The organism is Mediterraneibacter sp. 210702-DFI.3.120, assembly GCF_020561005.1.
GTDB lineage: Bacteria > Bacillota > Clostridia > Lachnospirales > Lachnospiraceae > Mediterraneibacter > Mediterraneibacter faecis.
Genome location: NZ_JAJCNG010000002.1, coordinates 212,119 through 234,537, shown reverse-complemented (window position 1 = coordinate 234,537; position 22,419 = coordinate 212,119). Strand labels below are relative to the sequence as shown.

Annotated in this window: 25 protein-coding genes; 1 reads left to right on the top strand and 24 read right to left on the bottom strand. The window is 42.6% G+C overall.

Features of this window, described 5'->3' with window-relative positions; all coding sequences use genetic code 11:
- The 15 genes from LI162_RS02680 to LI162_RS02610 form a co-directional block, all read right to left on the bottom strand.
- On the bottom strand, positions 1-1,336 hold a 1,336-nt coding region (locus LI162_RS02680), incomplete at its 3' end, for a type IV secretory system conjugative DNA transfer family protein (RefSeq protein ID WP_227155672.1).
- A 56-nt stretch (positions 1,337-1,392) separates the two neighbouring features.
- On the bottom strand, positions 1,393-1,671 hold the full coding sequence (locus LI162_RS02675; protein WP_117636815.1) for a DUF4314 domain-containing protein: 279 nt from the start codon (positions 1,669-1,671) through the stop codon (positions 1,393-1,395).
- Complete coding sequence (locus LI162_RS02670) at positions 1,665-1,967, bottom strand: hypothetical protein (RefSeq protein ID WP_117636814.1); 303 nt, start codon at positions 1,965-1,967, stop codon at positions 1,665-1,667. The genes LI162_RS02675 and LI162_RS02670 overlap by 7 nt, the downstream gene beginning before the upstream one ends.
- Before the next feature lie 80 nt (positions 1,968-2,047).
- Positions 2,048-3,004, bottom strand: a complete 957-nt coding sequence (locus LI162_RS02665) for a hypothetical protein (RefSeq protein ID WP_227155670.1) — start codon at positions 3,002-3,004, stop codon at positions 2,048-2,050.
- A gap of 6 nt (positions 3,005-3,010) precedes the next feature.
- A complete protein-coding gene (locus tag LI162_RS02660) occupies positions 3,011-3,805 on the bottom strand; it encodes a PcfB family protein (protein WP_117636812.1) in 795 nt (264 codons plus the stop codon).
- 21 nt (positions 3,806-3,826) lie between these two features.
- Positions 3,827-5,122, bottom strand: a complete 1,296-nt coding sequence (locus LI162_RS02655; RefSeq protein ID WP_165853781.1) for a relaxase/mobilization nuclease domain-containing protein — start codon at positions 5,120-5,122, stop codon at positions 3,827-3,829.
- A 6-nt stretch (positions 5,123-5,128) separates the two neighbouring features.
- A complete protein-coding gene (locus LI162_RS02650) occupies positions 5,129-5,437 on the bottom strand; it encodes a plasmid mobilization protein (protein ID WP_004613145.1) in 309 nt (102 codons plus the stop codon).
- Positions 5,434-5,586 (bottom strand): DUF3789 domain-containing protein, encoded by a 153-nt coding sequence (locus LI162_RS02645; RefSeq protein ID WP_117636810.1) that lies wholly within the window; start codon positions 5,584-5,586, stop codon positions 5,434-5,436. Before LI162_RS02645 ends, LI162_RS02650 begins: the two co-directional genes overlap by 4 nt.
- A gap of 125 nt (positions 5,587-5,711) precedes the next feature.
- Positions 5,712-6,035 (bottom strand): DUF7768 domain-containing protein, encoded by a 324-nt coding sequence (locus LI162_RS02640; RefSeq protein WP_117636809.1) that lies wholly within the window; start codon positions 6,033-6,035, stop codon positions 5,712-5,714.
- Positions 6,036-6,102: 67 nt separating this feature from the next.
- On the bottom strand, positions 6,103-6,900 hold the full coding sequence (locus tag LI162_RS02635; protein WP_028087628.1) for a DNA-methyltransferase: 798 nt from the start codon (positions 6,898-6,900) through the stop codon (positions 6,103-6,105).
- Between the two features lie 55 nt (positions 6,901-6,955).
- A complete protein-coding gene (locus tag LI162_RS02630) occupies positions 6,956-7,840 on the bottom strand; it encodes a DUF5688 family protein (protein ID WP_117636807.1) in 885 nt (294 codons plus the stop codon).
- 4 nt (positions 7,841-7,844) lie between these two features.
- Positions 7,845-8,573: a hypothetical protein gene (locus LI162_RS02625; protein WP_227155668.1), complete on the bottom strand. Its 729-nt coding sequence runs from the start codon at positions 8,571-8,573 to the stop codon at positions 7,845-7,847.
- Positions 8,574-8,581: 8 nt separating this feature from the next.
- Positions 8,582-9,547: a DUF3991 domain-containing protein gene (locus tag LI162_RS02620; RefSeq protein ID WP_117636805.1), complete on the bottom strand. Its 966-nt coding sequence runs from the start codon at positions 9,545-9,547 to the stop codon at positions 8,582-8,584.
- Positions 9,547-10,704 carry a methionine adenosyltransferase gene (gene metK / locus LI162_RS02615; protein WP_117636804.1) on the bottom strand — a complete coding sequence of 386 codons (1,158 nt, stop codon included), beginning with the start codon at positions 10,702-10,704 and terminating at the stop codon, positions 9,547-9,549. Before metK ends, LI162_RS02620 begins: the two co-directional genes overlap by 1 nt.
- Before the next feature lie 93 nt (positions 10,705-10,797).
- A complete protein-coding gene (locus tag LI162_RS02610) occupies positions 10,798-11,562 on the bottom strand; it encodes a hypothetical protein (protein WP_117888726.1) in 765 nt (254 codons plus the stop codon).
- Between the two features lie 112 nt (positions 11,563-11,674).
- Between LI162_RS02610 and LI162_RS02605 the strand changes: the two genes are divergently transcribed.
- Positions 11,675-12,274 (top strand): TRADD-N-associated membrane domain-containing protein, encoded by a 600-nt coding sequence (locus tag LI162_RS02605; protein WP_117636660.1) that lies wholly within the window; start codon positions 11,675-11,677, stop codon positions 12,272-12,274.
- 58 nt (positions 12,275-12,332) lie between these two features.
- On the opposite strand, the gene LI162_RS02600 is transcribed toward LI162_RS02605, so the two are convergent.
- From LI162_RS02600 to LI162_RS02560, 9 genes are all read right to left on the bottom strand, one after another.
- Entirely contained in the window at positions 12,333-16,913 is a 4,581-nt protein-coding gene (locus LI162_RS02600; RefSeq protein WP_227155667.1) for a SpaA isopeptide-forming pilin-related protein, read from the bottom strand.
- A 22-nt stretch (positions 16,914-16,935) separates the two neighbouring features.
- Positions 16,936-17,439 (bottom strand): gamma-glutamylcyclotransferase family protein, encoded by a 504-nt coding sequence (locus LI162_RS02595; RefSeq protein ID WP_117636662.1) that lies wholly within the window; start codon positions 17,437-17,439, stop codon positions 16,936-16,938.
- Between the two features lie 13 nt (positions 17,440-17,452).
- Entirely contained in the window at positions 17,453-18,406 is a 954-nt protein-coding gene (locus tag LI162_RS02590) for an amidoligase family protein (RefSeq protein ID WP_004613156.1), read from the bottom strand.
- 12 nt (positions 18,407-18,418) lie between these two features.
- A complete protein-coding gene (dcm, locus tag LI162_RS02585; protein ID WP_179962484.1) occupies positions 18,419-19,666 on the bottom strand; it encodes a DNA (cytosine-5-)-methyltransferase in 1,248 nt (415 codons plus the stop codon).
- An 86-nt stretch (positions 19,667-19,752) separates the two neighbouring features.
- A complete protein-coding gene (locus LI162_RS02580) occupies positions 19,753-20,166 on the bottom strand; it encodes a hypothetical protein (RefSeq protein WP_004613159.1) in 414 nt (137 codons plus the stop codon).
- Positions 20,167-20,343: 177 nt separating this feature from the next.
- The gene (locus tag LI162_RS02575) at positions 20,344-20,514 is read right to left on the bottom strand and encodes a hypothetical protein (protein ID WP_165853791.1); all 171 of its coding nucleotides are present in this window, start codon (positions 20,512-20,514) and stop codon (positions 20,344-20,346) included.
- Positions 20,515-20,541: 27 nt separating this feature from the next.
- Positions 20,542-20,820, bottom strand: coding sequence for a plasmid segregation centromere-binding protein ParR (locus LI162_RS02570; RefSeq protein WP_117636664.1), 279 nt, complete (start codon positions 20,818-20,820; stop codon positions 20,542-20,544).
- On the bottom strand, positions 20,817-21,725 hold the full coding sequence (locus LI162_RS02565) for a ParM/StbA family protein (protein WP_117636665.1): 909 nt from the start codon (positions 21,723-21,725) through the stop codon (positions 20,817-20,819). The genes LI162_RS02570 and LI162_RS02565 overlap by 4 nt, the downstream gene beginning before the upstream one ends.
- Positions 21,726-21,791: 66 nt before the next feature.
- Positions 21,792-22,397 carry a hypothetical protein gene (locus LI162_RS02560; protein WP_227155665.1) on the bottom strand — a complete coding sequence of 202 codons (606 nt, stop codon included), beginning with the start codon at positions 22,395-22,397 and terminating at the stop codon, positions 21,792-21,794.
- Positions 22,398-22,419: the final 22 nt, after the last annotated feature.

Here is a 22,419-nt window from a genome sequence, read left to right as displayed (position 1 = left end):
CATTGATGGCGATAAGGCGAACGCCACGCTGACGCAGGATTTCCATAATCTGACCTACTTTTAGATAGTCACGACCCATGCGGCTCATGTCCTTGATACACAGATACTCCACATTTCCGGCTTCAACCTCTTTCATCATTGCCAGAAATCCGGGACGGTCAAAGCAAGTGCCGCTAATGCCATCGTCCGTGAAATGGACAATGTTCGTAAACCCCTGCCGTGCGGCGAACTCCTCCAACATTGCTTTTTGGTTGGAAATGGAATTGCTCTCACGCTGCTGGTCATCATCTTTGCCAAAGTCATCACGGCTCAATCGTTCATACAGAGCAGTGATTTTCTCGTTTTTTCTCATAACTTGCGCTCCTTTCTTCGGTTTTAGGTTGTGTGTTCTAAGAGACTTCCCAACCGCTTGATTAAGAAGTCTTTTAGAGCGTACAACACCCGCTGCCTGCTTGTAAATCTGATACTGTTTCACCGCAATGCTATCCGGCTTTCTCATTTCTAACCTTTCAAACAAGATATCCAGAGGAGACTGATATTCCTCATCCTCTTCCTTAACCTGGGCACTGCCTAACATCTCCATGATCATAGGGAAATTCTGCTCTTCCGGCGGTGCCTCATGTAACAGGTACAGCATCAGAGCCTGCAACAGCGCGGTTTCGCTCTTCTCCCAAAATGGATCCGATGCCTGTGAACCTTTCGGTGTGGTATTGCGGATCAGGTTGTTGATGAGTTTTAACACATCCTTGTCATCATGGACATAACAAAATGGGTTATAACAAAAGGAGGTATCTGGGTTGATCAGATCAAACACCCGAACCTCATATCCCATCCGTTCCAACAGTCCACCCGTTTTTCGGAGCAGTTCCGCTTTAGGATCTGTAATAACCATAGAACATCCCCTGACACTTTCCCCTTGTGACAGGCAGCACTGCATGATATTAGGGATTGCATAGGTTCTTGATTTTCCGGCTCCAGAACCTCCCACTACCAATACATTCAAATTCCGCTTATGTTTATAGCAGTCAAGACTCATGCGGAAATTCTGTGTCAGTAACAGATTCTGGACATAGTCTTTGTCACGGTATTTCCGGCAGATCTGATGGACATCTCCCCACTTTGCCGAACCATGTTCCACACCTCTTCTATAATTTTTCTGCTGGGCATAATAGATACAGATACCTGTGATATATGCAAATGATAGAATCAAGAAACACTTTCCCGTATATACGGTATAGTGCAAAGAAAAAGGCTGACGAAGAATCTGACTCAGCCTGTCTAAAATTTCAAATATATTTTTCCCTGGTTGAATCGCACAGGCAAGGGAAGCCCCCATCCACCAGACAATCGGAAGAAAAATCCCCCAGACAATAAGGTCTGTTTTTCTAAATGTTACCTCTGCATGCCATGCTCCTTTCTCTTATGCGGCTCTCCTATTTTATGGAACGAATCCACTTCTGGCAATACCGCAAGGGAACTACCATTTTCCCAGTTCACATGGATCTGTCCGGCATCATCTACGTAACATACTTTTCCTTTTAATCCAGAGGGCATATTCCTTTCACCCTCCATCTCATCTAAGCAAATCTGCGTTCCTTCTGGATACATCTTTCGTATGCGTTCTACCTGTTTTCGATCTAATATCTGAATGATCACCCCTCCTTTTACCACGGGAAGTGCTTGGTCCTATGGGGTTTCATAACCTCCATGATAGCTGCTTCCACACCATCAGTATATTTTCCTTCTTCTAAACGCTGATTGCGGAGATCGTTTAAGGCATGGCGAAGAACCCTCTGTTCATCAGAAGTGATTTCCATCCTCTTTTCTTTCAGATCAAAATCCCAGAGTTTTAAACCCATTTGTCTTGCCTCTTCTGATTCAGGTCCTTTTTTCCGGTAAAGACTCAGCAATGCATCTGACATCATATTTCTTTTGGTTTCTTTCATTTCGATATAATATTTTGTCATATACGACACCTGCCTTTCTTACACCAACCATATCACACACGTTCCGCAATAGCTATCACAAATCCAACTTTTACTGCGCTTTATCGCTCTGGTTCATTTTTACTCTTTTTCCCTTTGTCCGGAGATTTTTTCTCGCTTTCTCCTACTGTAAAGGTATCCTCTGTCACAAACTGCTGTTCCGGCTCCCGTAAATTCCGTTCGATATGACCACGGATTCCATAAGCTGCTGTCCGGACATCATTTAAGAATAACCTTAACTCCTGTGGATCTTTCTGACCATGCTCCTGAATTCCTGCCACTTTCTCAAGATCAAAACCGAAGACATCCACACCATATCTTTTTCCTAATATATATGTGGCACAAAATGCCTGTGCATTAACTCTGTTTCTGGCGTAGTTTCCATCATGCTGGTCTAGTGCTGCACAGGCAAGTTCTCGGTTAATAGCATGAAAAGTAGTAATCTCTGACATTCCGTTTCGTATGTAAATCGTCCTTTGATTTGGAATATATTGTGCCTGAATCTTATCCGGAAGATTATCCGCAATCTGCAGACGGATATTCTGATTTTTCAACACTGCTTCCAATAATGTGTGGATATCTTTCTGAGGACGTTCCTCTAACGGCCTTCCTTTGGTCTGCGTAATATCATAACCCTTGCTGATCGCATAACCGGAACGCATTTCTCCATCCTTCTCATACTTCGTATCAATAATATAAGTATAGCCATGTACTCCTGTTCTTAAGGAACGTCTGTCATGCTTCCACTCATCAAAAGATTTTACCAGCTTTACTTCAGGATTCTGCGAATATAAAAGCAAAAGGTTCGGAACCTTTGGCATATTATACTGCCCTGCCATAAAATCCAGAAACTTCTGCAAGGACGCTCCATCCCGGAACACCGACTGTGCCTGTCCATCGATCTGCATCCACGTTTCTTCCCGCTCCTGTTTCTTTAAAGCTGCATACTCTTCTTTCGATAACTTTTGCTCCGAGTTCTGATCCTCCACAGGATTCTGAATCATCCCTGTTAAATCCATATAGCATTACCTCCCTTTTCCCTTTTTCTTGTATTTTCGCCCTTTCGTCTTTTGACGCTGTCTGCTTTGTTTCTGCCGATTCTTCTGTGCCTGCTCCTTTTTTATCTCTTTGATCTCTGCACGCACAGAAGGCTTTACTCCATGTTCCCTATTTTTCTGACCGGAAGAAAAATCTCTGCTGGGCGAGGAAGTCCCGGACGGAAGCTTTTCTTCCTTCCCCTGCGTAAAATTTCCTTCTTCAAAGAACATATCCCCGAAATCAAACTTCTGATCCGATTCATCAATTTCAAATTCAATAGTTCCCTCTGGCATGGATACGGTCTGAACTTTTTTCTCCTGACCTTGCTTTGATGTTCCTCCCAGATCTATATCTTTTGTTTCTTCTCTCTTAGGATCTCCTGTATCAAATTCCACTTTCCCGGATTCTGCTTTTACATAGTCAATATCCATGCGATCCAATACCCGGTTCATTTTGGCAGCGTCTTCTGCAAATACCATAATCTCGTTGTTGATCGGTTTCTTTTTATCCTTAATGACGACATATAAAAGACCTCTTGCTTTTGCTTCTCTGGCAAATTCTTTCATACGGTCATCCGGCACGGTAAAAAATTTGGTCGGCCTTCGTTCTTTGATCATACGTACCATCTGTGTCTTTCCATAAGTCTTTTTCTGGTCTTTTAACACTGCTACGATGAAAACTGCCAGATTTTTTGCGATACTCCCGGAAATCCGAAGCGTATGTTCCATCCCTTCCATCGAATAACGAACAATTTGATCTGCCGCATCACCACCGTAATTCATACCGCTCACCTCCTCGATTTTTTACTTCACATAGGATTCCTTTAACTGCCCCTTCCTTCGTTGCATATTCTTCTCTGCCTGTTCCATCCTCTCCTTTGCCCGTTTCATCCGCTGCTCCATTTCTACGGAATACTGCTCAATCCGCAGCGACATCCGAATATCCTTGCGGATCTGTTTCATCTCTTCTGTAATCTTTCCAATCCGTTCACATCCGGGCTGGCTGCGATACAGTTGCCGGCGTTCCAATAGCAACTGTGCCATTTTTTCTTCCAGCGGGTGCCGGAATTCCTGCAGCTGTTCTATGGTGGAAATGTCCTGTTTCTGAAGAAATTCTATCTGCGCAATCCGCTGATCCAGCCTGCGGATATCTTCCCGCACTTCATAAGGAATGCGCTTGGGTTTCTTTTGAAAAACACCCATCTGATACAAATAGGAATAATACAATGCCTGTAGTCCGGTCCGTTTCTTTCTTTGTTTTGACCATTGCAGATATACTTTTTCTGTCTCCCGAATCTTTGGTCTTAAAATCCACTCCCGGATTTCCATTTCTCCATATCCTTTTCCCAAAGATCGTAAGCGTACATATCGTTCCATTCCAGGAGCCTTTAGAGCAAGATATTTCCTATCTGTCCGCCATACATAACCTCTTGTTTCCATTTCTTTTACAAACTGAGTCCAGCTGTAGCTTGCTTTCACTGCCTCACGAATATCCGAACGGATGGCTGTCCGCCAGGTTGGTTTTCCCTCTTTCTCCGCTTTCCATTGTACATAATGTATCCCTTTTTTCTGATTTGTCTGGATTACGGACAACCCATATTTTCGGCAAAGTTCATCAGAAATCTTTCGAATCTCCATATAATAACTTTGTTCATTACTATGATACTTATGCCCATCTTCCATAGACACGGAATTCCAGACCAGATGGTTATGGAAATGACTGGTATTTAAGTGAGTGGTGATAACCACTTCAAACTGTCCTCTCAGCAGACGCTCTGCCAGCTCCACTCCTATCAAATGTGCCAGTTCCGGACTAACCTCTCCCTCTGCGAAACTTTGTACCAGATGGAAGCCCTGCACCTTGTCTGTTTTATGAAATCTTTTTTTTGTAGCAATCATATCCTGATATGCCTGTTCTATGGTACAGCCAATGGCATCTTCAAAAAACACTTGCTCTGTTTTATCCCGGTTCAATGCATAGTCGATTGCTTCTTCCAGAGAACCGGCAGTATTCCCTTTCTTTTGAGTCTTTTCTTTATCCCGGATATAGTCTACAGAACGGTCCAGGCGGTGAACGGGAATAATACTTGTATATGCAATAAGTCATCACCACATTTCCCTTACTTCTTCCCAGACTTTTCTGGATATCCTCAGCATTTCGTTGACACTCTCCTGGCTGGCAGTTCCTGTTGCATTGGCAACGTGTGCCAGCTGATTCGCATTATTACACAATCCTGCAACTTTCCGTAGCAAATCTGCATGATGGGTACAAGGCTTTGCACGCACTTCCGCCCCTAAGATCAGGGTACGGAGATATTCTTCCCTGTTTAGCCCACTGACTGCAACCTGTGTCTCCAGATGTTTCATTTCTTTTGTATTCAGCCTTATAGGAATCACATGATTGCGTTTCCTCATTCAGACACCTTCCCCTCTAATGCTGATGTTTCTTTCTTCTTTTCAATATGTTCCATATCCTCATCTGCTCGTTTTCCTATCACCGTAAGGCACACAATTCCAACTCCACACATACCGCCAAACATTGCACCTATGATAAAATTCCACATATTTGATCTCCTCTCATGCTCTGTCACGGGGGATTGGGGTTCTCCCCAAAGGGCGTTTGGATATCCAAACGCTATGCTTGCAAAACGAGTCGCACCGCAAGTCTGTTTCCTTTCCCCCTTTTCCCTTATTTTGTTTCTTTGATCTGAATCAGCCCTTCTAAAGTCGTACAGATAATATGCAGTCGATCCGCTGTACTGATTTCTGTATTCATGTTATCTGTCACTTCACTTCCACAGACTACTACCATGCGGCATCGTTTTAAGAGAAGCATGGACATCTGTGCAAGCCCCTGCTGGTCTTCTGCATTACTCTCATCCAAAAATGGGACAAATCCAAATCTGGGACAGATTGGAATATACCCCAGTTCATAAATCTTTCTGCAGTATTTCTGCACCTTTACTCTGCTGTCCTCTTCGGAGCAGCTCACATACGCAAACGCTCGATCCATATCTCATCTCCTTTCGCCAGGCATCCTTATGGATGCCCTAAATTTCTATCACGAAAAAATGGACATCCTATTGGACATCCACTTCTTCTTTCAATGCTTCTCTCACTCTTTCCGTTCCCAATTGGAAATAGGCATCTGTCACTTCAATTCCCACTGCCTGGTATCCCTGCTGGGCAGCCGCAAGAATCGTAGTACCTGCTCCGGCAAAAGGATCTAATATTCTTCCGCCTGGTTCGCATATCTGCACCACGTCCTTCATCAACTGCAGCGGTTTCTCTGTCACATGCACCCGGTTCTGGGGATTCCCATATCGGAACACACCTGGAAGACAGGAAACCGGACGGCTGATCGGCATAGGTCCGTTACTTCCCCATATGATAAACTCTGTCTGCTGGCGGAACCTTCCCTTCTGTGGCCGGCTGTTTGTCTTATCCCAGACCGCTGTTCCTCTCCAGATCCACCCTGCCCATTGAAGAGCATCCGTCATCGATGGATACTGTCTCCAATCAATAAAAAGGCAAATCGGAGCACCACTTTTACATGCTTTTCTCACATCATACAGCCATTCTGCCATCCAATGGGTCCAGGAACGCTGATCTTTCTGGTCGCCGTCAAAATCTGGCAAGGCTTTTTCCGGTGACATGCTGCTATATTTCTGATTGGTTGTACGGTTCCTTTCATTCTGCTTTGTACCGCCCGATGCGTAGGGCGGATCTGTGATCACTGCATCAAAAGTTCCCGGTTGAAACGCTTTTACTAATTTCAGTGTATCTCCGTGTAAGATCCTCCAGTTATCTCCTCCTTCAGACTCCACAGGATACATTCCATCTTTCAATATTTCCCCTAACTGCAGGGTATGTTCCATAGGCATCATCCTTTCTCTTCAACGATTTAACCGTTTTTTCGAGTTTACTTTTCTCTTATCGCTCCCGATTTTTTTTCTTTTCATCGAGACAACGTTTCAATTTTTTATCTCTTCCACTATACTCATAGACATGATCACTTAACATCTGCTGGATACCCATTTCACGGTTTCTTTGTTTCAACGCCTCTCTAAGATATTTTATCGGCGCATTCTCGGTTTTTCCTACAATCAAAACTTCATGGATATTGGCTGGAATCACATAATAATCCATACCTGCCATTTTCCTTAACTGTTCTAACATTCCCGGATAAGTGATGGCAGTCGCTCCATTTCGCCCATCTTTGTTAGACAGGATAAAGTAAGGAAACCTGTCATTGGTATCCACTGGCATCACCACAGGAGGATTTATTTTTATAGTATTTTCCATGGCCTGCTTCATCATGGTACTTTGACTCACGCCACAAACTTCCAATACATCCCTTCCCAGTCTTGCCATAACCAGCTGGTTCTTCTGTTCCAACCTAAGGTACAGAACCAATGCCCCAATAGGCTGCTTTTCAAAAATTCCATGAGATAAATGTTCTCCGTTGAACTCTGAACGTTCCAATTCTACCACCAGCAGATCTTTTATGTAATCATAATCTCTAAAATCAATTCCATGCGTACCATCTATTTCTGGAATCATCGTAAATGCAGTATTTACTGTATCTTGTATAGTTTCTATAACTTCTTCTATACTTTTTTTGTTCTGTGAAAAATCCTGATACATCTCCTCCATAGAGATGCCTGGTACAACTTCCTTGTCAGACTTATTGATGATCAACATCTTGCCAAGCCCATACTCTGTTTGATCCACAATAGTGATTACATAACCTTCTTCTTGTGGCAGAATCCTTTTTGCCTGTTCCATAATCTGTTGTTTAAATACAGCATATTCCATAGGTTTACCTTTCCCTTTCTGTTTTCTTTTTTCCTTGTTTCTCTGGCTTTGGTTGATCCGTATCCCTACTCAGTTCCGTTTCCACGTATTCGCTGATGATCGCAAGTGCCTGCTCATAACTTTTGGAAGACGTGACTCTGTCAAACATCTCTTTTGCGGCTTCTGGCTGTCCATTCTGTTTTAAAAGCCTGCTGGCATCACCTAAAATAGAAAAAACATTTCCATTATGTCCAAGCAGTTTTAACTTTGGTTTTACTGCACATTCCGGTTTTATCTGCTCCGGAATCTTGTGCAGGATATCCATCCGGAAATAGTCACTATTCCAGAAATGAACATTTAAAACACCATCTTCTACCGGAATATCCTGCTGTTCAAATCCTTCTCCCCAGCCATCGGAATATTGCCCAGTCAGATAAGTTTCCAGTCGATTCATTTCCCATCGATCTAAGGGCGCTTGGATGGTAACTTCCGCACATCCCATAAGTTCTCCATCCTTTAAGACAACCGACAGCTCCAGATTTGTAACTTTTTCTTTGACGGAATCCTTTTCATCGTAATATTCCATCAAATCTTCTCCTACATGATCCGCTCTCTCCTGCATCTTCTGTAGAATGTCTGCTCCATATACTGCCAGTGCACGGCCATCCATCACGTCATCTGGGTACATCCGGTCACTCTCGTTTTCATAAAATTCTGCCTGTAATGGTGATAATAAATATAGTTTTCGTTCCATAGAGACTCCTACCTTTCCATTCGATTTTTTTCTTTCTTTTCCCATGCTTCCTTTGACAGGTCTGCATAGTCTGCCCCTTCACGCTCCGGTAAGTTTATCAAAATCTCATATCTATCCCGATATGTTCTTTTCATAGTTTCACACGCATATCTGCCTGGTCCGTCATTATTGGTACAGATTTCAATCTGCGTAACCTCCGGATGGTTCTCCAGAAAATGTTCCAATGCCAGTGGCGGTTTTTCCTCTTTTTTTCGCCTGCCATCTTTTGGAGCATAAATCCCTCCAACGGACAAGCGATATTTATCTGTACGATTTCCCTCCAGCGTCATGTGTGCTAAGGTTTCGATTGCCGCTTCATATACCGCCACTCTGCAACACTTCCCACTTGGTGGAACACAAAAACTATATGCTTTGTCACTTCCTGACTGTTCCATCTTAAAGGGTTTCCCCCGGTCATAGATTCCCCGCAGGAAAGCATACCGGGCTTGTCCTTTTTCATCCCTGCCAACAAAAACAGCATTATGATATGGCAAGCTTTCATAGAGAATTCCTTGGTTCACACAGTACACAAAAGTTTCCCTGCTGATTCCCCTGTGTTTCAGATAATCCCAGATACGGTTTACATCCTTCGCACGTTCTGGAAGAGCAAATGGCTTCTTTGCCATTTCACGTTCCTGTATGTTAGGCGGTATATAGGATGGGTTCTGCTCCAGTAAAAAACCAACTGCATCCAGAAAAGACATCCCATTCACATGAACCAGGAAATTCAATGCGCTGATTCCTCCGATATCCCTGGATTTCCAATGCCACTGGCTGGTGATCTCATTGATCTTGAAGCTGTCATGATCAATCAGTTCATATTCATGCCGAAGACCTCTGCAGGGTTTGAGCCGCTGTGGTTCATATTGTTTTAAGTATTCAATCGCTGTCATTTCTCTGGCCTTTTCCAAATCTTCCTTTTCGTACCACGGCATTACAATAGTGCTGACCGTAGTGCTTCTACCTTATCGGTACGTTCCCACGGAAACTCCTTTCTTCCAAAATGTCCAAACACCGCTGTTTGGCCATAGATTGGGCGTTGCAGCTTAAAATGGTCTATGATCTGTTTTGGCGTCAAACCAAACACCAGCGGAATGGCTGCAGCCAGACAGTCATCCGCACACACAGTTCCAGTACCAAAAGTATCTACCTGCACCATCACAGGTTCTGCCACACCAATTGCATAAGCAAGCGAAACCAAACACTTTTCAGCCAATCCGGCAGCCACCATGTTTTTGGCAATATACCTTGCCATATATGCCCCTGACCGATCCACTTTTGTTGCGTCTTTTCCAGAAAAGGCACCGCCTCCATGTGGTGCTATGCTTCCATAACAGTCCACCATTAATTTCCTTCCTGTCAGCCCCGTGTCTGCATCCAGACCGCCCACCACAAATTTTCCTGACGGATTGATCAAAATCCTGGTATCCTCATCTGGTGGAAGCATCCGCAGTGCCGGGCGCAACACTTTCTGTCGAATCTCCCGTTCCAGATCTTTTTTGGACTTTTCTTCAACATGCTGGCAGGACACAATGACCGTATCCAGACGGACAGGTTTCCCATCTTCATATTCCACGGTTACCTGTGCTTTCCCATCTGGCAGTAATCCCTGGATATATTCACTGATCCTGCAAGCCGACAATTCCCGGACAATCCGGTGTGCTAGTACCACGGGAAGGGGCAAAAATTGTTTCGTTTCACTGCATGCATATCCCGTCATGACTCCCTGGTCTCCGGCGCCCATTTTCCATTCCTCGCCAGCTGCATGTTGCTTTCTGGATTCCATGGAGTTTTGAACACCCTGTGCGATATCCGGGCTTTGCTGATGGATCAAGGCATCAAAGAGGATTTCTCCTGCCTGGTATCCCACTTTTTCTACTACATCTTCAGCAACCGCCAAAACATCTGGCTCATACTTACTTGTAATTTCCCCGGCCAGAAGTACCGTTCCCTTTGTTGCAAGTACCTCGCAGGCTACTCTTGCTTCTGGATCCCCTTTTAAACACTCATCCAAGATACTGTCTGCAATCAGATCAGAGAGTTTATCCGGATGCCCTTCTGTTACGGATTCCGCTGTATAAAATCGTTTCATATCTTTTTTCTCCTTTCAGACAAAAACAGCAGGAACACGATAATTTCATTACCGTACTCCTGCTGTTTAAAATTGTTTTTTCACAAATAAACTCTAGATTTTATCCCACATTGTTAAATTCTTTACTGTTTGAAAAATCCCCAACTTCTCATCAAAAATATACTCTGGCAATTCCACTCTAAAAATATAATCTAAATATGTATTTCCTTCGACTTTTTCTTCATTTTTAACTGCCTCTCTACATATTCCTAATTTTGCTAATGTTTTTGATTCTGAAAGATTTAATATATTTTCCAAATAATCAATGTTCTCGATATAATATGCTAACTCCATAATATTGGAAAACGTATCGTCTAAACGTTCTAATAATCGAGATATTATAAACAATGTATCTGGTTCTATATAAGTTGTTGCATGTTCATCTTCAATCATTCCATGACATTTTTCACTTCTTATTTTTCTAGTTTTGCTTTTTTCTCTGTATTCCTTCTGCAACTCATGTACGTCCTTACTCTTCCAATTATCTTCTTGTAAAACTGCTACCATTAAGTCACTTAATATATCAATGAGAATTTCATGGTGATATTGTAAGGCAAACGACATTTCTTTTCGCTTTTTCTTTTCTGGTATTACTGTAATAATATAGTGAAAAATATAACTAGCAACAATGGAATAGCTAAGAGTGCTTGATAATATTCCTAACTTGTATATCAGATCATTATAAGCAGGAATTCTTGTCCACCATATTTCGTATAAAAATATATACACTATCGCAATAATAAATCCAATAACATGACATGCCCTATTTCTTGCCTTTTTTTCTGCAATCAAGCGATCTAATTTACTTCTATTTATCATAGCTATACCTAATTCCTTCTATTTTTGTTGCTTTAATAAGATTATATTTTATGCTAATATTAGTATTATAACAAGAAAATTCACCAATATATAGGGGGAAAACTGTAGAAGCATGAATGCCTTAGTGACAACTACTAGAACTGTAACAAAAACACCTATAGATAAGACAGCTTTGGAACAATTTATTGGGATGTTACCACTACTACTTATAATTCTTGGCATGTTTATAATTCTTCTAGTAGTAGTTAAAATGACTTTAAAAGATGAGTCCACTTCACCAATGATGGATTGTGATTTGTCAAATAATATTAGTAATCAACTAATGAGACAAATTGTAAAAGAATCTGAGTTTTATTACAAAAATAATAGGCGCCAAATGATTGCAATATTTATTTGCGCTCTTATATCTTGTTTTGCAGGACTTGCATTACTGATTTTTTCCGCATTGTATTTTGCAGATGAGGCAAAAACTATGGGAATTATTGGTGGTATTATTATTAATTTTATATCCAGTATAATATTTTGGATATATAAGCAATGCAGCAAACAAGTTCAGTGTGATTTTAATACCCTTATTCATTTACAAAACATATGTTTAGCCATAGAACTAATAAATGATTGTGATGATGAAATTCAAAATAGAAAAAAAGAAGCTTTAATCGATAAACTATTAGAATCCTCTAGGTTTCTTTATTCTGGGAAAGAGGAGTAATCTCCTCTTCCCTTTTCTTTTTCTCTTATAGATTTCAATCTCTATATAACACTATTAATCATTCTTTATCATTTTTGCAATTCTTTTTCTTTCTGTAAACACAACACCCAATCAATATACCTGCACAAACCGCACAAATACCAAGAAGCACTATTGGTGATACCGTATCATCTCCTGTTTTGGGAACATCTGTTGGAATCTTATGATTTGTCACATCCAGCTCCACTAAAATCTCCCCATCCTTTTCTCCTTCTAAATCAAAGGTAACCGGATGTGGCGTGGAATCCAGCTGGTATCCCTCTGGAGCCTTTGTCTCCACAACTTCATACTGGAATAGTTCTTTGATTCCCTTCTCATTATAACTTCCGATCAGCAGTTCCACACTTTCTGCCTGCCCGTTCTGGTCTGTCTTAAGAACTCCGGCCACTTCATTGGTCGTTTTATTCCGGATTTCAAATTCTGCACCTGCAAGGGCATCCCCGCTTTGAAGGTCTGTTTTTCTTAAAAAGATTTTTCCATAGACAAATTCATTTTTCATGGATACCTTCTGTACTTCACCCGTATCCTCTAAAGTAAACTTCACATCCTCCGCCAGCGTGTATCCAGAAATTGTCTGGGTTTCACGAAGCGTCAGTTCTTCTCCCACTGGCAGATATTCAATCCGATGTTCTGTTCCATCGGAAATCCATTCATCCAGCACTTCTTCTTTGCTGTTTAATACCTGAAGTTTCACACCTACAAGCTCGGTATCTCCAGTAATATCCGTTTTGCTGATATCCACTTTTGAAAAATCATCCTTCATTTCCACTTTTGTGATCGTTCCATCTTCTTTAACCTCAAAAGACACATCCTCTGCACTTACATATCCATCCTCTAACGGTGGAAGTTCTTCATGAAGGATATAGTTTCCCGCCAGAAGTGCATATTCCAGATGTTCTTCCTTGGTTGTGATCCATTCACGGACAACGGTTCCTTCTTCATCCAGAATCTGCAGTTTGGCACCTTCTACCGGTTCACCGGTTACAATATCTGTTTTTGTAAAATAGCTTTCTGTCGGCTGGTTCTCTACTTCCTTTTCCAGAAAGATGGCCGGAAGATTCTGGTCTTCATATGTTGCATCAATTTCCCAGATTTCATCATTTGGCAGATATCCCGGCAGATGCTGCTCTTCTTTTACATAATAATGTCCATGCCACAGGTCACTGTCAAAGGTAAGTTTTCCTTCCGGATCGGTTGCTTTCGTTTCAAGCAGCGTATCTTTTTCTACTACAACCTTACCCTGCATATTTTTGATATCTTCCCCGGCATATAAACCAAACACCACACCCTCCAGTGCTTCTTTGGATACGGAATCTTTTTTCTCTACAGAAATTTGGATTTTCTGTCGCTCATTCTTATAAGTAACACCTTCATAAACAACGGATACTGTGTCATCTTCTGCAGAAAGTGTGAACTCCTTCTGTTCAGGATTTAAGACAAAATGGTCACCAGCTGTCGTTTCTTTTAAATAATAACTTCCTAATGGCAGCTCTCCTATTTCCGCTTTCCCATCTTCATCTGTAGTCAGCGTTGCCACAAGTGCATCTTTTTCATACCGGATGATGCGGTCTCCATTCTCATCTACAGCTCCGTCTGGCGTATAGATGGTCTCTTTTGCATGAAGTTCAAAGACAGCTCCTTCCACACCGGATTCCTCATAGATAAACTTCTTTTCCAGTCCAGATTCAACTGAAACTTCCCCCATGACCATATCTTTCAATGTTACAAAGAATTTTTTTGCTTTTTCCAGCAGGTTCTCATCTTTGACTGTTTTTAGCTGTTCTCCTACTTTTTGCAAAGTAAGATGACCTGTCTGCGCCTCATTATACTGTACGACTTCCACAATATAAGCGCCTGTATCCGGATCGATCTGATGAGGCGTGTCGGAATTAATCACAATTTCAATAGCCTTTGTTTGTTCTTCCTCATACCCTTGTCTCACATATCCATCCGGTGCCTGGATTTCTTCAATCCGATAATGCCCTGCCTTTAATTCTTCTGGCAGGATCAGATATCCGTCTGCATTAGTGGAAAACTCAGAGATTTTCTCTTTCTCTGGATAATATACCATTTGTTCCACATATGCTTTTTTCTCAAAATCCCAAATCTTATAAGTTGCAGAATTATTTAATACATTATGGTCTGTTTCCGCATCTTTCTTTATGATCTTCAGCATGAATTCAAATGGGCGGTCATCAAAGACTCTCCATTCCTGCGGATCTCTGCTGTCTTCGTTTACAGTTACCAAAAACGGATGGACTTGTTTCAGATTTTCCGGTGTTTTGGTCTCTGCAACCACATACTGTCCATATGGAAGTTCCACGCTCTTGGCATATCCTTTTTTATCTGTTACAAGGACAGGTACTTCTATTTCTTTCCCATCCTCATATGTGACTGCCACTTCTTCGTCTGTAAAATCATAACCAATAAAATCTTCCGGGGTAAATTCAGAACCATTTCCCGGTTTTAAGGTACCGTCTTTTACTTTGGAGAGATTGCTGACCAGATATATGGTAAATTCTGCTCCCTCCACTAAATCTGTCTCTGTCTGATCTCCATCCTCTGAAATCTTAATGATCTGAAACGCCTGTTTCTTAACTTTTTCCTTGACAGTCAGCGCCTTTACTACAATCGGTTTTTCCTGTCCTTCATAAATAAGCGTTGCATCATATTCCGTTTCGTCCAGAAGGTATCCTTCTGGTGCAGCGATTTCTTTCACATACATTGCTCCAAGGTATACATTCTCAAATACGATTTCTCCGCTCTTTCCAAAGGTTTTTTCCTGAATCAGGCTTCCTGCTTTGTATAAAACTCCAGTTCCATCTGGTTTCTGGATATCTTCTTTCGCATACAGCCCGTAAACAGCACCGTCCAGTTTTGCATCTCCCTGCGGAAGGAAATCTCCCGTATCCACGTCCTGTTTCTTCACCGTGATCTTGCCTTTTACCGAGGTATTTACTGCTTCTACCTCTACACTTGATCCAGCGGACACATGAACCGGATATACAGTCTTATTGATTGCATATCCATTAGGCGCTGTGATCTCTTTTACATAAACAGTTTCTAATGCTGCATCAAAATAGTCACTGTAACTGATACCGTCTTCACCTGTCATAGCAATGGTCAACAGCTGGTCCGTACAGGTACTGTTTTTATAAACGCCATAGACTGCACCATCTAACGGGTTCCCTGTCTCCGCATCCTTTTTCAGAATCTTAACTCTGGCAAGATTTAGCCACTGGATATCAAAAGATACCGGAGCTGCTTTTTCAGAGATAAATGCTCCGATATCCTGATTGTTTCCTCCGGTGGAAGTTAAAACCAATGTTTTCCAGCTCTCACGGACAGAACCATAAAGCTGCCCGCTTTCCCATTTCCCAGTTACCGTAAGAGGTGCCTGCAGATAGAACGTATCTCCCCCATAAACTTCCAGATTTCCGCCGCTTACATTTGTTCCTTTTGACTTGTTATATCCGGTTACACCCTGTGGAACAGGAATGGTAATCTTATTCCGATGGTCACCGTTCAATGTAATATCTGGTGTTTTCTGGATATCACCTTCTCTTACTGCAGTCACATTTGCATTGGAAAAAGACAGCTCACCTTTTGGCGGCTCTTCCATGCCAAATAAGTGATTGATATAAGCAATCACACCTGCATTGACCAGGTTTTCATACGGGCATCCTGTAAATGCCAGATCCCCACAATAGGCATAAGATGCTGCAAGATGGGTATAAACATACTTTTCGTCATCACTTTTCCCGGACAGGTAACTGCCTGTGATATCTCCAGCTCCACCATATCCATAATAAAGAACTTTCTGAAGATTCTTATTACTTTCCAGAATATCCGCAACATAGTCACCAGTAGGCGGTGATGCACGGTGGGATTCCAGACAGTACGCCAGTTTTCCATTCACCGTAAATAAGCATGTCAGATAATTACCTAAATAATCCGGATAGTAAATGGTCCGTCCTTTATTCAGATGGACTGTTTCACTTTTTCCCATACCATCTGCAGCAGAAAACATCATCACATTTCCCTCTTCAATATCTCTTTCCAGTTCTGCAAGGACATCCGGGGTATCTTCCGGCTGGGAACTGGTAATCTCTACAGGAAGAGGCTGCTCCGACTCTTCTTCAGAAGACGTATCTTCCTTCTGTTTCTCCCCGCCATTGGATTCCGAGTGTGCCAGCCCTTCCGTATCGGTCAATGTGATGGTCCGTCCAATCATATATGGCTCACTTCCATCTTTTGGGGTAACCAGATACTGTGCGTAATAAACACCTGGGTTTTCCGGCTGGAAAGAGCCTCCATCCTGATCTTTGATTTCAGACAGCAGGACACTCTCCCGCTCCGGGTCATAAGAAATCCCTTCCATAGAAGTTTCTACCCGGAACTCTTTATCTGAGACATCTTTTACAATATCTTCTGCTCTTACCTTCTCTTCTGTCTGTTCCTCAAATACCTGCGTTTCCGTTTCTACTTTTGTCTCCGGCTGTTCCGCCGCAGCATAAACGGATGAAGAAATCATCGAACTCATTCCCATACTAAAAGCCATGACAAATGCCATGGCTCTGGTTTTCCATTTTCCTTTCATAATCATTCTTTCTCCTTTATCCTTATCGTCCCACTTCCCGACCATGAGACTCTTTTTTCTTCTCTTGCTTCTTCATTTCTTTTCTGGTCGTATGGACAGCTTTTTGGATCTCATTTTCCGATAATCCATTCTGCCTGCATCCTTCCAGAATCCCTTCCAGATATAATTTGCCCGGAAGTGACGGCTGGCTCTGGTAGGGTTCATTCATAATATATACAGCTGCATAAAGTTCCTGCCCATCTTCACACTGCACAAGAATATCCTGTTTTCCATATAGATATGGATATCCTTCATAGTAATCCAGGCTTTTTTCGCATTTTTCTGTAATACTCCATAACACACCCGATACCTGTTCCCCTTGCTCCGGCAGGATACTGGCTACTCCATTTCCCCTGCTATTCCCCCGGAATACCAAGCGGTAATCTTTCACCACTACATTTCCTATTACTTCTGCATCCGGGCATCGAAATTCCATTTGATCCAGATTCATGTTGCTTCCATACGCAAAATACAAACGTTCTTTGATAACTTTCCCTCCTTTATCGCTCTTCCTGCTTTCTCTTCAGACATTCATAGGTGTTCTTGTCATATCTCCATGCTTTGTCCCCTTCCAGATGATCCAATAAGTGTTTCCGCACATTCTTATATTCTGGTCCGATCAGGCCAAGCCGAAGAAGAAAGGTCCGAAAAGTAAAACAGGGATTTTCAGAAATCTCCGTCTTTCTCATATGGGTACATTTCTGATTGATAGCTTGAGCAGAAATTGCTAAAGCAAGAGTGATATTTGCACGTACTTTTCCTGCATGGAGGGTACTGTTAAAACACCGCCATTCCACCGTTCCCTTATCAAACACAGCATGCAGGTTCAGCGCATAGTACCTGGTATCATCATAGTGACTATGCGATCTTCCTCCCATTCTTCTTTCCTCATACCACAGCTGACGAAATTTATCCATGGACATATTCCCGGAAGGCATTTTCCGGATATCTTCTAGCACATTTTCACGGACTTTTTTACACCATTGTTCCACCCGGCTGGGGTTTACCTGCAATGCTTTAAATAAAATATCTTCTTTGGAATACATGATCGTGAGCGCATTCTTTAAACTTCGTGGTGTATGATTGGAGGCATCCACATGAACATGCATTCCACAGGAGGAATTGACTTTTCCCCCATGGCTTCTTAAACAGCGGACAACCTGTTGCAGTTTTTCCATTTCGCCATATTCCAGTTTCGGACTGACCATTTCTGTGCTGTACTCACTATCTGCATAAACATAACGGTTTCCATTTCTTCGCTGTGTATGGATGCTCCCATCGTAGGTAAACTTCCACTCTTTTCCTTCCAGATCTCTGACTCCCCAAGTACTGTAGTAGGTTCCGATATAATATGGCTGTGTTCCAAACAATTCTCCTACTGCGTTTGCTGCCTCTTCTCTGGTAATCCCCGTCATTTCTATTTCGGTTCCAAAGTATTGTTCTTTCAGATCCATCCTGACACCACCTTACTGCAGAACATGGATACCGGAATGTACCTGAAACAAGCGTCTTCCTATGGCTTCGATCACATTAACGGTTACCCCGTTTCCGGCCTGCTTATATGCCTGTGCATCAGAATTAAGTTCCAGGATCTTGTCGATCTGTTCCTCATAATATCCCTGTAATCTCAAGCATTCCCGTGGTGTCAGTCTCCGGATTCTTCCTTCATAACACACCCCATGCCGGTCCTGTGCAGTTAAAGTGAACATTTCTTCCTCTGGTGCTTTCATCCTACGTCCCTGTTGACGGACGTTTTCCCTTTCGGGTGTCAAAACAGCTCTTGGTCCCTCTTCTTCCAATGCTCCGGAGCGTTCCCCCAGATGTTTGTCACTAAGGCTATTCTGCCTTGTTGTGATACAGCGTGCCACTTCGGTTACACGCAGTCTGGAATCCAGATCTACAAAATGCACGGTTCCCTGGGTACTGCCCGTTGTCAGCGTATGGGCAACCTGATGCCCCACTCTTCCCCGTCGGGTATTCATCCCGGCATATCCCAGATCAATGCTGTCGCCTTCATATGCCATCTTATAACCTTTTTTGGTATTTTCCTTAATGGGTACCCCAACATCATAAAGCCCTGTTTTTCCTCCCATCCCTCCTGCAGTGGAAGTGATAGTACAGCTTAATCCGTCTTTGGAATAAACTCTGCTCCCTTGGCAGCCTGGGACGATTTGAACAAGAGCCTTCTTGTTTGCTCCGGTGAAAGGTAATATTTTTCCGGCACATCTTTCATCAAGATATCCGATAAGATACACTCTTTTTCTGGACTGAGGGACTCCGAAATCCTTGCTGTTAAGCACTTGCCATTCCACATGATACCCCAGTTCATAAAGCGTATATAAGATGGTGTTAAACGTCGCGCCTTTGTTATGCGATAACAATCCGGGTACATTTTCAAGTAAAAGATACGGAGGTCGTCTTGCTTTAACCAGTCTGGCAATTTCAAAGAATAAAGTTCCTCTGGCATCTTCAAAACCTTGTCTTTTTCCAGCAACTGAAAAAGCCTGGCACGGAAATCCTCCGCACAAGAGATCAAACTCTGGTAGTTCTTCTGGGCGTATTTTTTTTGCGTCATTACAAAACCACTCTCCTTCTGTGTTAAAAATTGCTCGATAACTTCGGTCTGCATACTTATCGATTTCGCAATGTCCAACACAGGAAAAACCACCAGCCCTGTTGAGCCCTTCCCGAAATCCCCCTATACCGCTGAACATATCAAAAAATCGAATATTTTTTCTGACCACTCCCTTCAACGAAAAAAAGTACGGGCATACCCGCACTTTTTATACAGTTTCCTTATTTATTCTGTTTCTTCCTCTGATTCTGCCTCTTGCAGACGCTCTTCATTCTCTAATTCCAATTCTTCAGGCTGTGTTACATGAAGTTCCGGTTCATCCTCATCTTGTTTTTCCAGTTCATCCGCTGCATCCAGTGCCTGGGTAATAATTTCGATCAGATAGTCTTTCTGAGTGAAACGCCCGCGTCTTTGGCGTTTTTCCTTTTCTACTCTCTCTTTTAAGCGGTTGAATAATTCCTCGGATACTTGTACTGCCAATGTTTTTGCTTCCATTTTTTCCACTCCTTTTTTCATAAAATGCTCTTCGATAACCTTTTGTAAAAACTGAGGAATTGTCATTTCTGTTCCTTCCAGTTCTTCCCTGACCTTTTCATGTAATTCTACTGGTATCTTGCCACAGATGTTTTTGGTTTCCATAGAAGTCTTTCTCCTTTCTTTTTGTTACAACCAACATACTCCAAAGGTCATCACAAAGCTATTCACAATACCTGACAAAGAAATGCTCTGCAAACGAAGCATATTACATACTCAAGTTTTCCCTGCTCTCAGTAGGCATCCCTCCCTTCTTTTGCCGCGCTCTATCTATGCAAGCTCTTATCTTTTTCTATCTCTTTGTTTCATCCGCTTGATCTGCTGGCGGACAGCCCGCTCCGCAAGATCCGTCATGGTCACTTCTTTTCCAATCCGGTTGGATTCTTCTTTTGCCAGAAATTCCAGCTGGTTTACCTGGTCTTCCGGTAACGTTACAACTACCATTCTGCTCATGGCATCCCTCCTTCCCATGTGTTTTTCCTATTCCTCCTGCAGCATTGAGATAAAATCCAATACCTGATCCGGCAACTCCTCCGGCTCTGCAGTTGCGACAGTTTGTCGCATATCGCCACATTTTAGTTCTTCTCGAACACTTTTCCGGATCAGCTGTTCCAGTGCATCTGCCTGGTCATAGAATAAAATCGCATCCACAAGAAACTGGCTTTTCTCTCCTTCCGGCACTTTCTCCAGAATGCTCCATGCTTTTCTATGGTTTCGGTCTTTCCTATTAGGCCGGAAAGAAAATACCGGACGTTTCATCGTTTCAAAATCTGCCCTGCAAGCCTTTCAAATCCTGCAGCGTTTAAACATACGTCTGGCAGGGTGATAAGCCGACACAGGCGGTCCTGGGGGCTTACGTTGCGTTCAAAAAGTCTTGCTCCCCCTCCCAGAAATACAGCCGGAACTGCCTGCAGATCGAAACCGGCCTCCATGATGGCAGACACGATCCGCTTCACATACTGTCTCCCATAAGTAAGTATAATGTTCTTTGCCTCTTCAGAGATGCTGCAGCTCTTTCCATTCAGAACACGTTCCACCTGTACTTCTGTGATCGACAAACCAGTATCTCTGCGGACTTGTTCCAAAATCTCGTCTTGACAACGGATGACTCCCATTTCCAGACTCCTGCAGGTTGCTGCATTTGGAACACCATTATCCAGTCGCATAATGTCAATAGTCCAACCGCCAATGTCTACCAAAAGAACAGAAGGTTCATCCCGAATGATCTCCGGGTGCATTGCTACGACAGAATAGCCCTGTGGAAACAGTCTGACATCCAAAACCCGGATTTCATAGATTTCCCCTTCGTATTCAAACACTACCGGATTTTTTCTTTCCAGCAGGTAATCCCGAAAATTTTTCTTTTCCCGTCCGAAACTGGTAAGCGGGAGGCCAGCGGCCAGCACCACCTCCGCTTTCCGGGGAGCCTTCCGGAATCGGATTTCCTGTGCGATAGCTGCAAGTGTCAATAAATAGTACTGCTCATTCTCGGTCTTGGTACGCAAAAGCGGCTGTCTCCCTGTACCGCACACATAATATTTCCCTTCTATCTTCAACACTCCACGATTGGTATAGGGTTCATGTTCATATCTTACAATCCCTGATGGGAAACAAATATGCGCTGTTTTCATGACAGAATAGCCATGATCTACTCCAATAATCATGCAATTCCTCCTTTTTGCAGACAAAAACACCGCCCCCGAAAGGACGGCATTTCTTCATTACTCTTCTTATTCTTTTATCATTGCTAAAATATCTTCCATGCCATATTGATAAGCTAACTCCCCGTATCTCAGCCACTCGGCATTGAGAGCAGAGAGATAATTATCAATGACTATAATGATTTCTTCTGAAAGCCCCATACTACGCAGTTCTTGTTCATATTGAAACACTTCATCCCTTTCTTTTTGATATTTTGGATCAAAGCGGAACTCCTTTTCTGCTTCTTCCAATCGGAACTGCCTCATACATTCCAAAATTTCCTTTTTTCTTTGTTCCGGTTCCCTTTCCTTCGTTTCTGAGATCTCTTTTAATAACTTTTGGTAATGGAACATATCTGCTTGTCCAAAGTAATAATAGTATGCCCGTTCCAGCATTTCCCGGTTAGATGACAGCTCGCTGTAGGTTTTAAATACCTGGTATTCCTCATCATTTAAAGTTACCCCGTTATTTCCATCAATCAGTTGTATGATAGCTGGATACTTTTCACACAGTTCTTTCATTTGCCTGGAATAGTCTTGATAATCTCTATTATATCTTTTCAAATAGAACACTACCCGATTATCCACCATAGACTCTAAAGTCCCTGCCCATGCTTCTTCCGGTGACAGTTTCATAGGCACATCCTCCTTTCCAGCA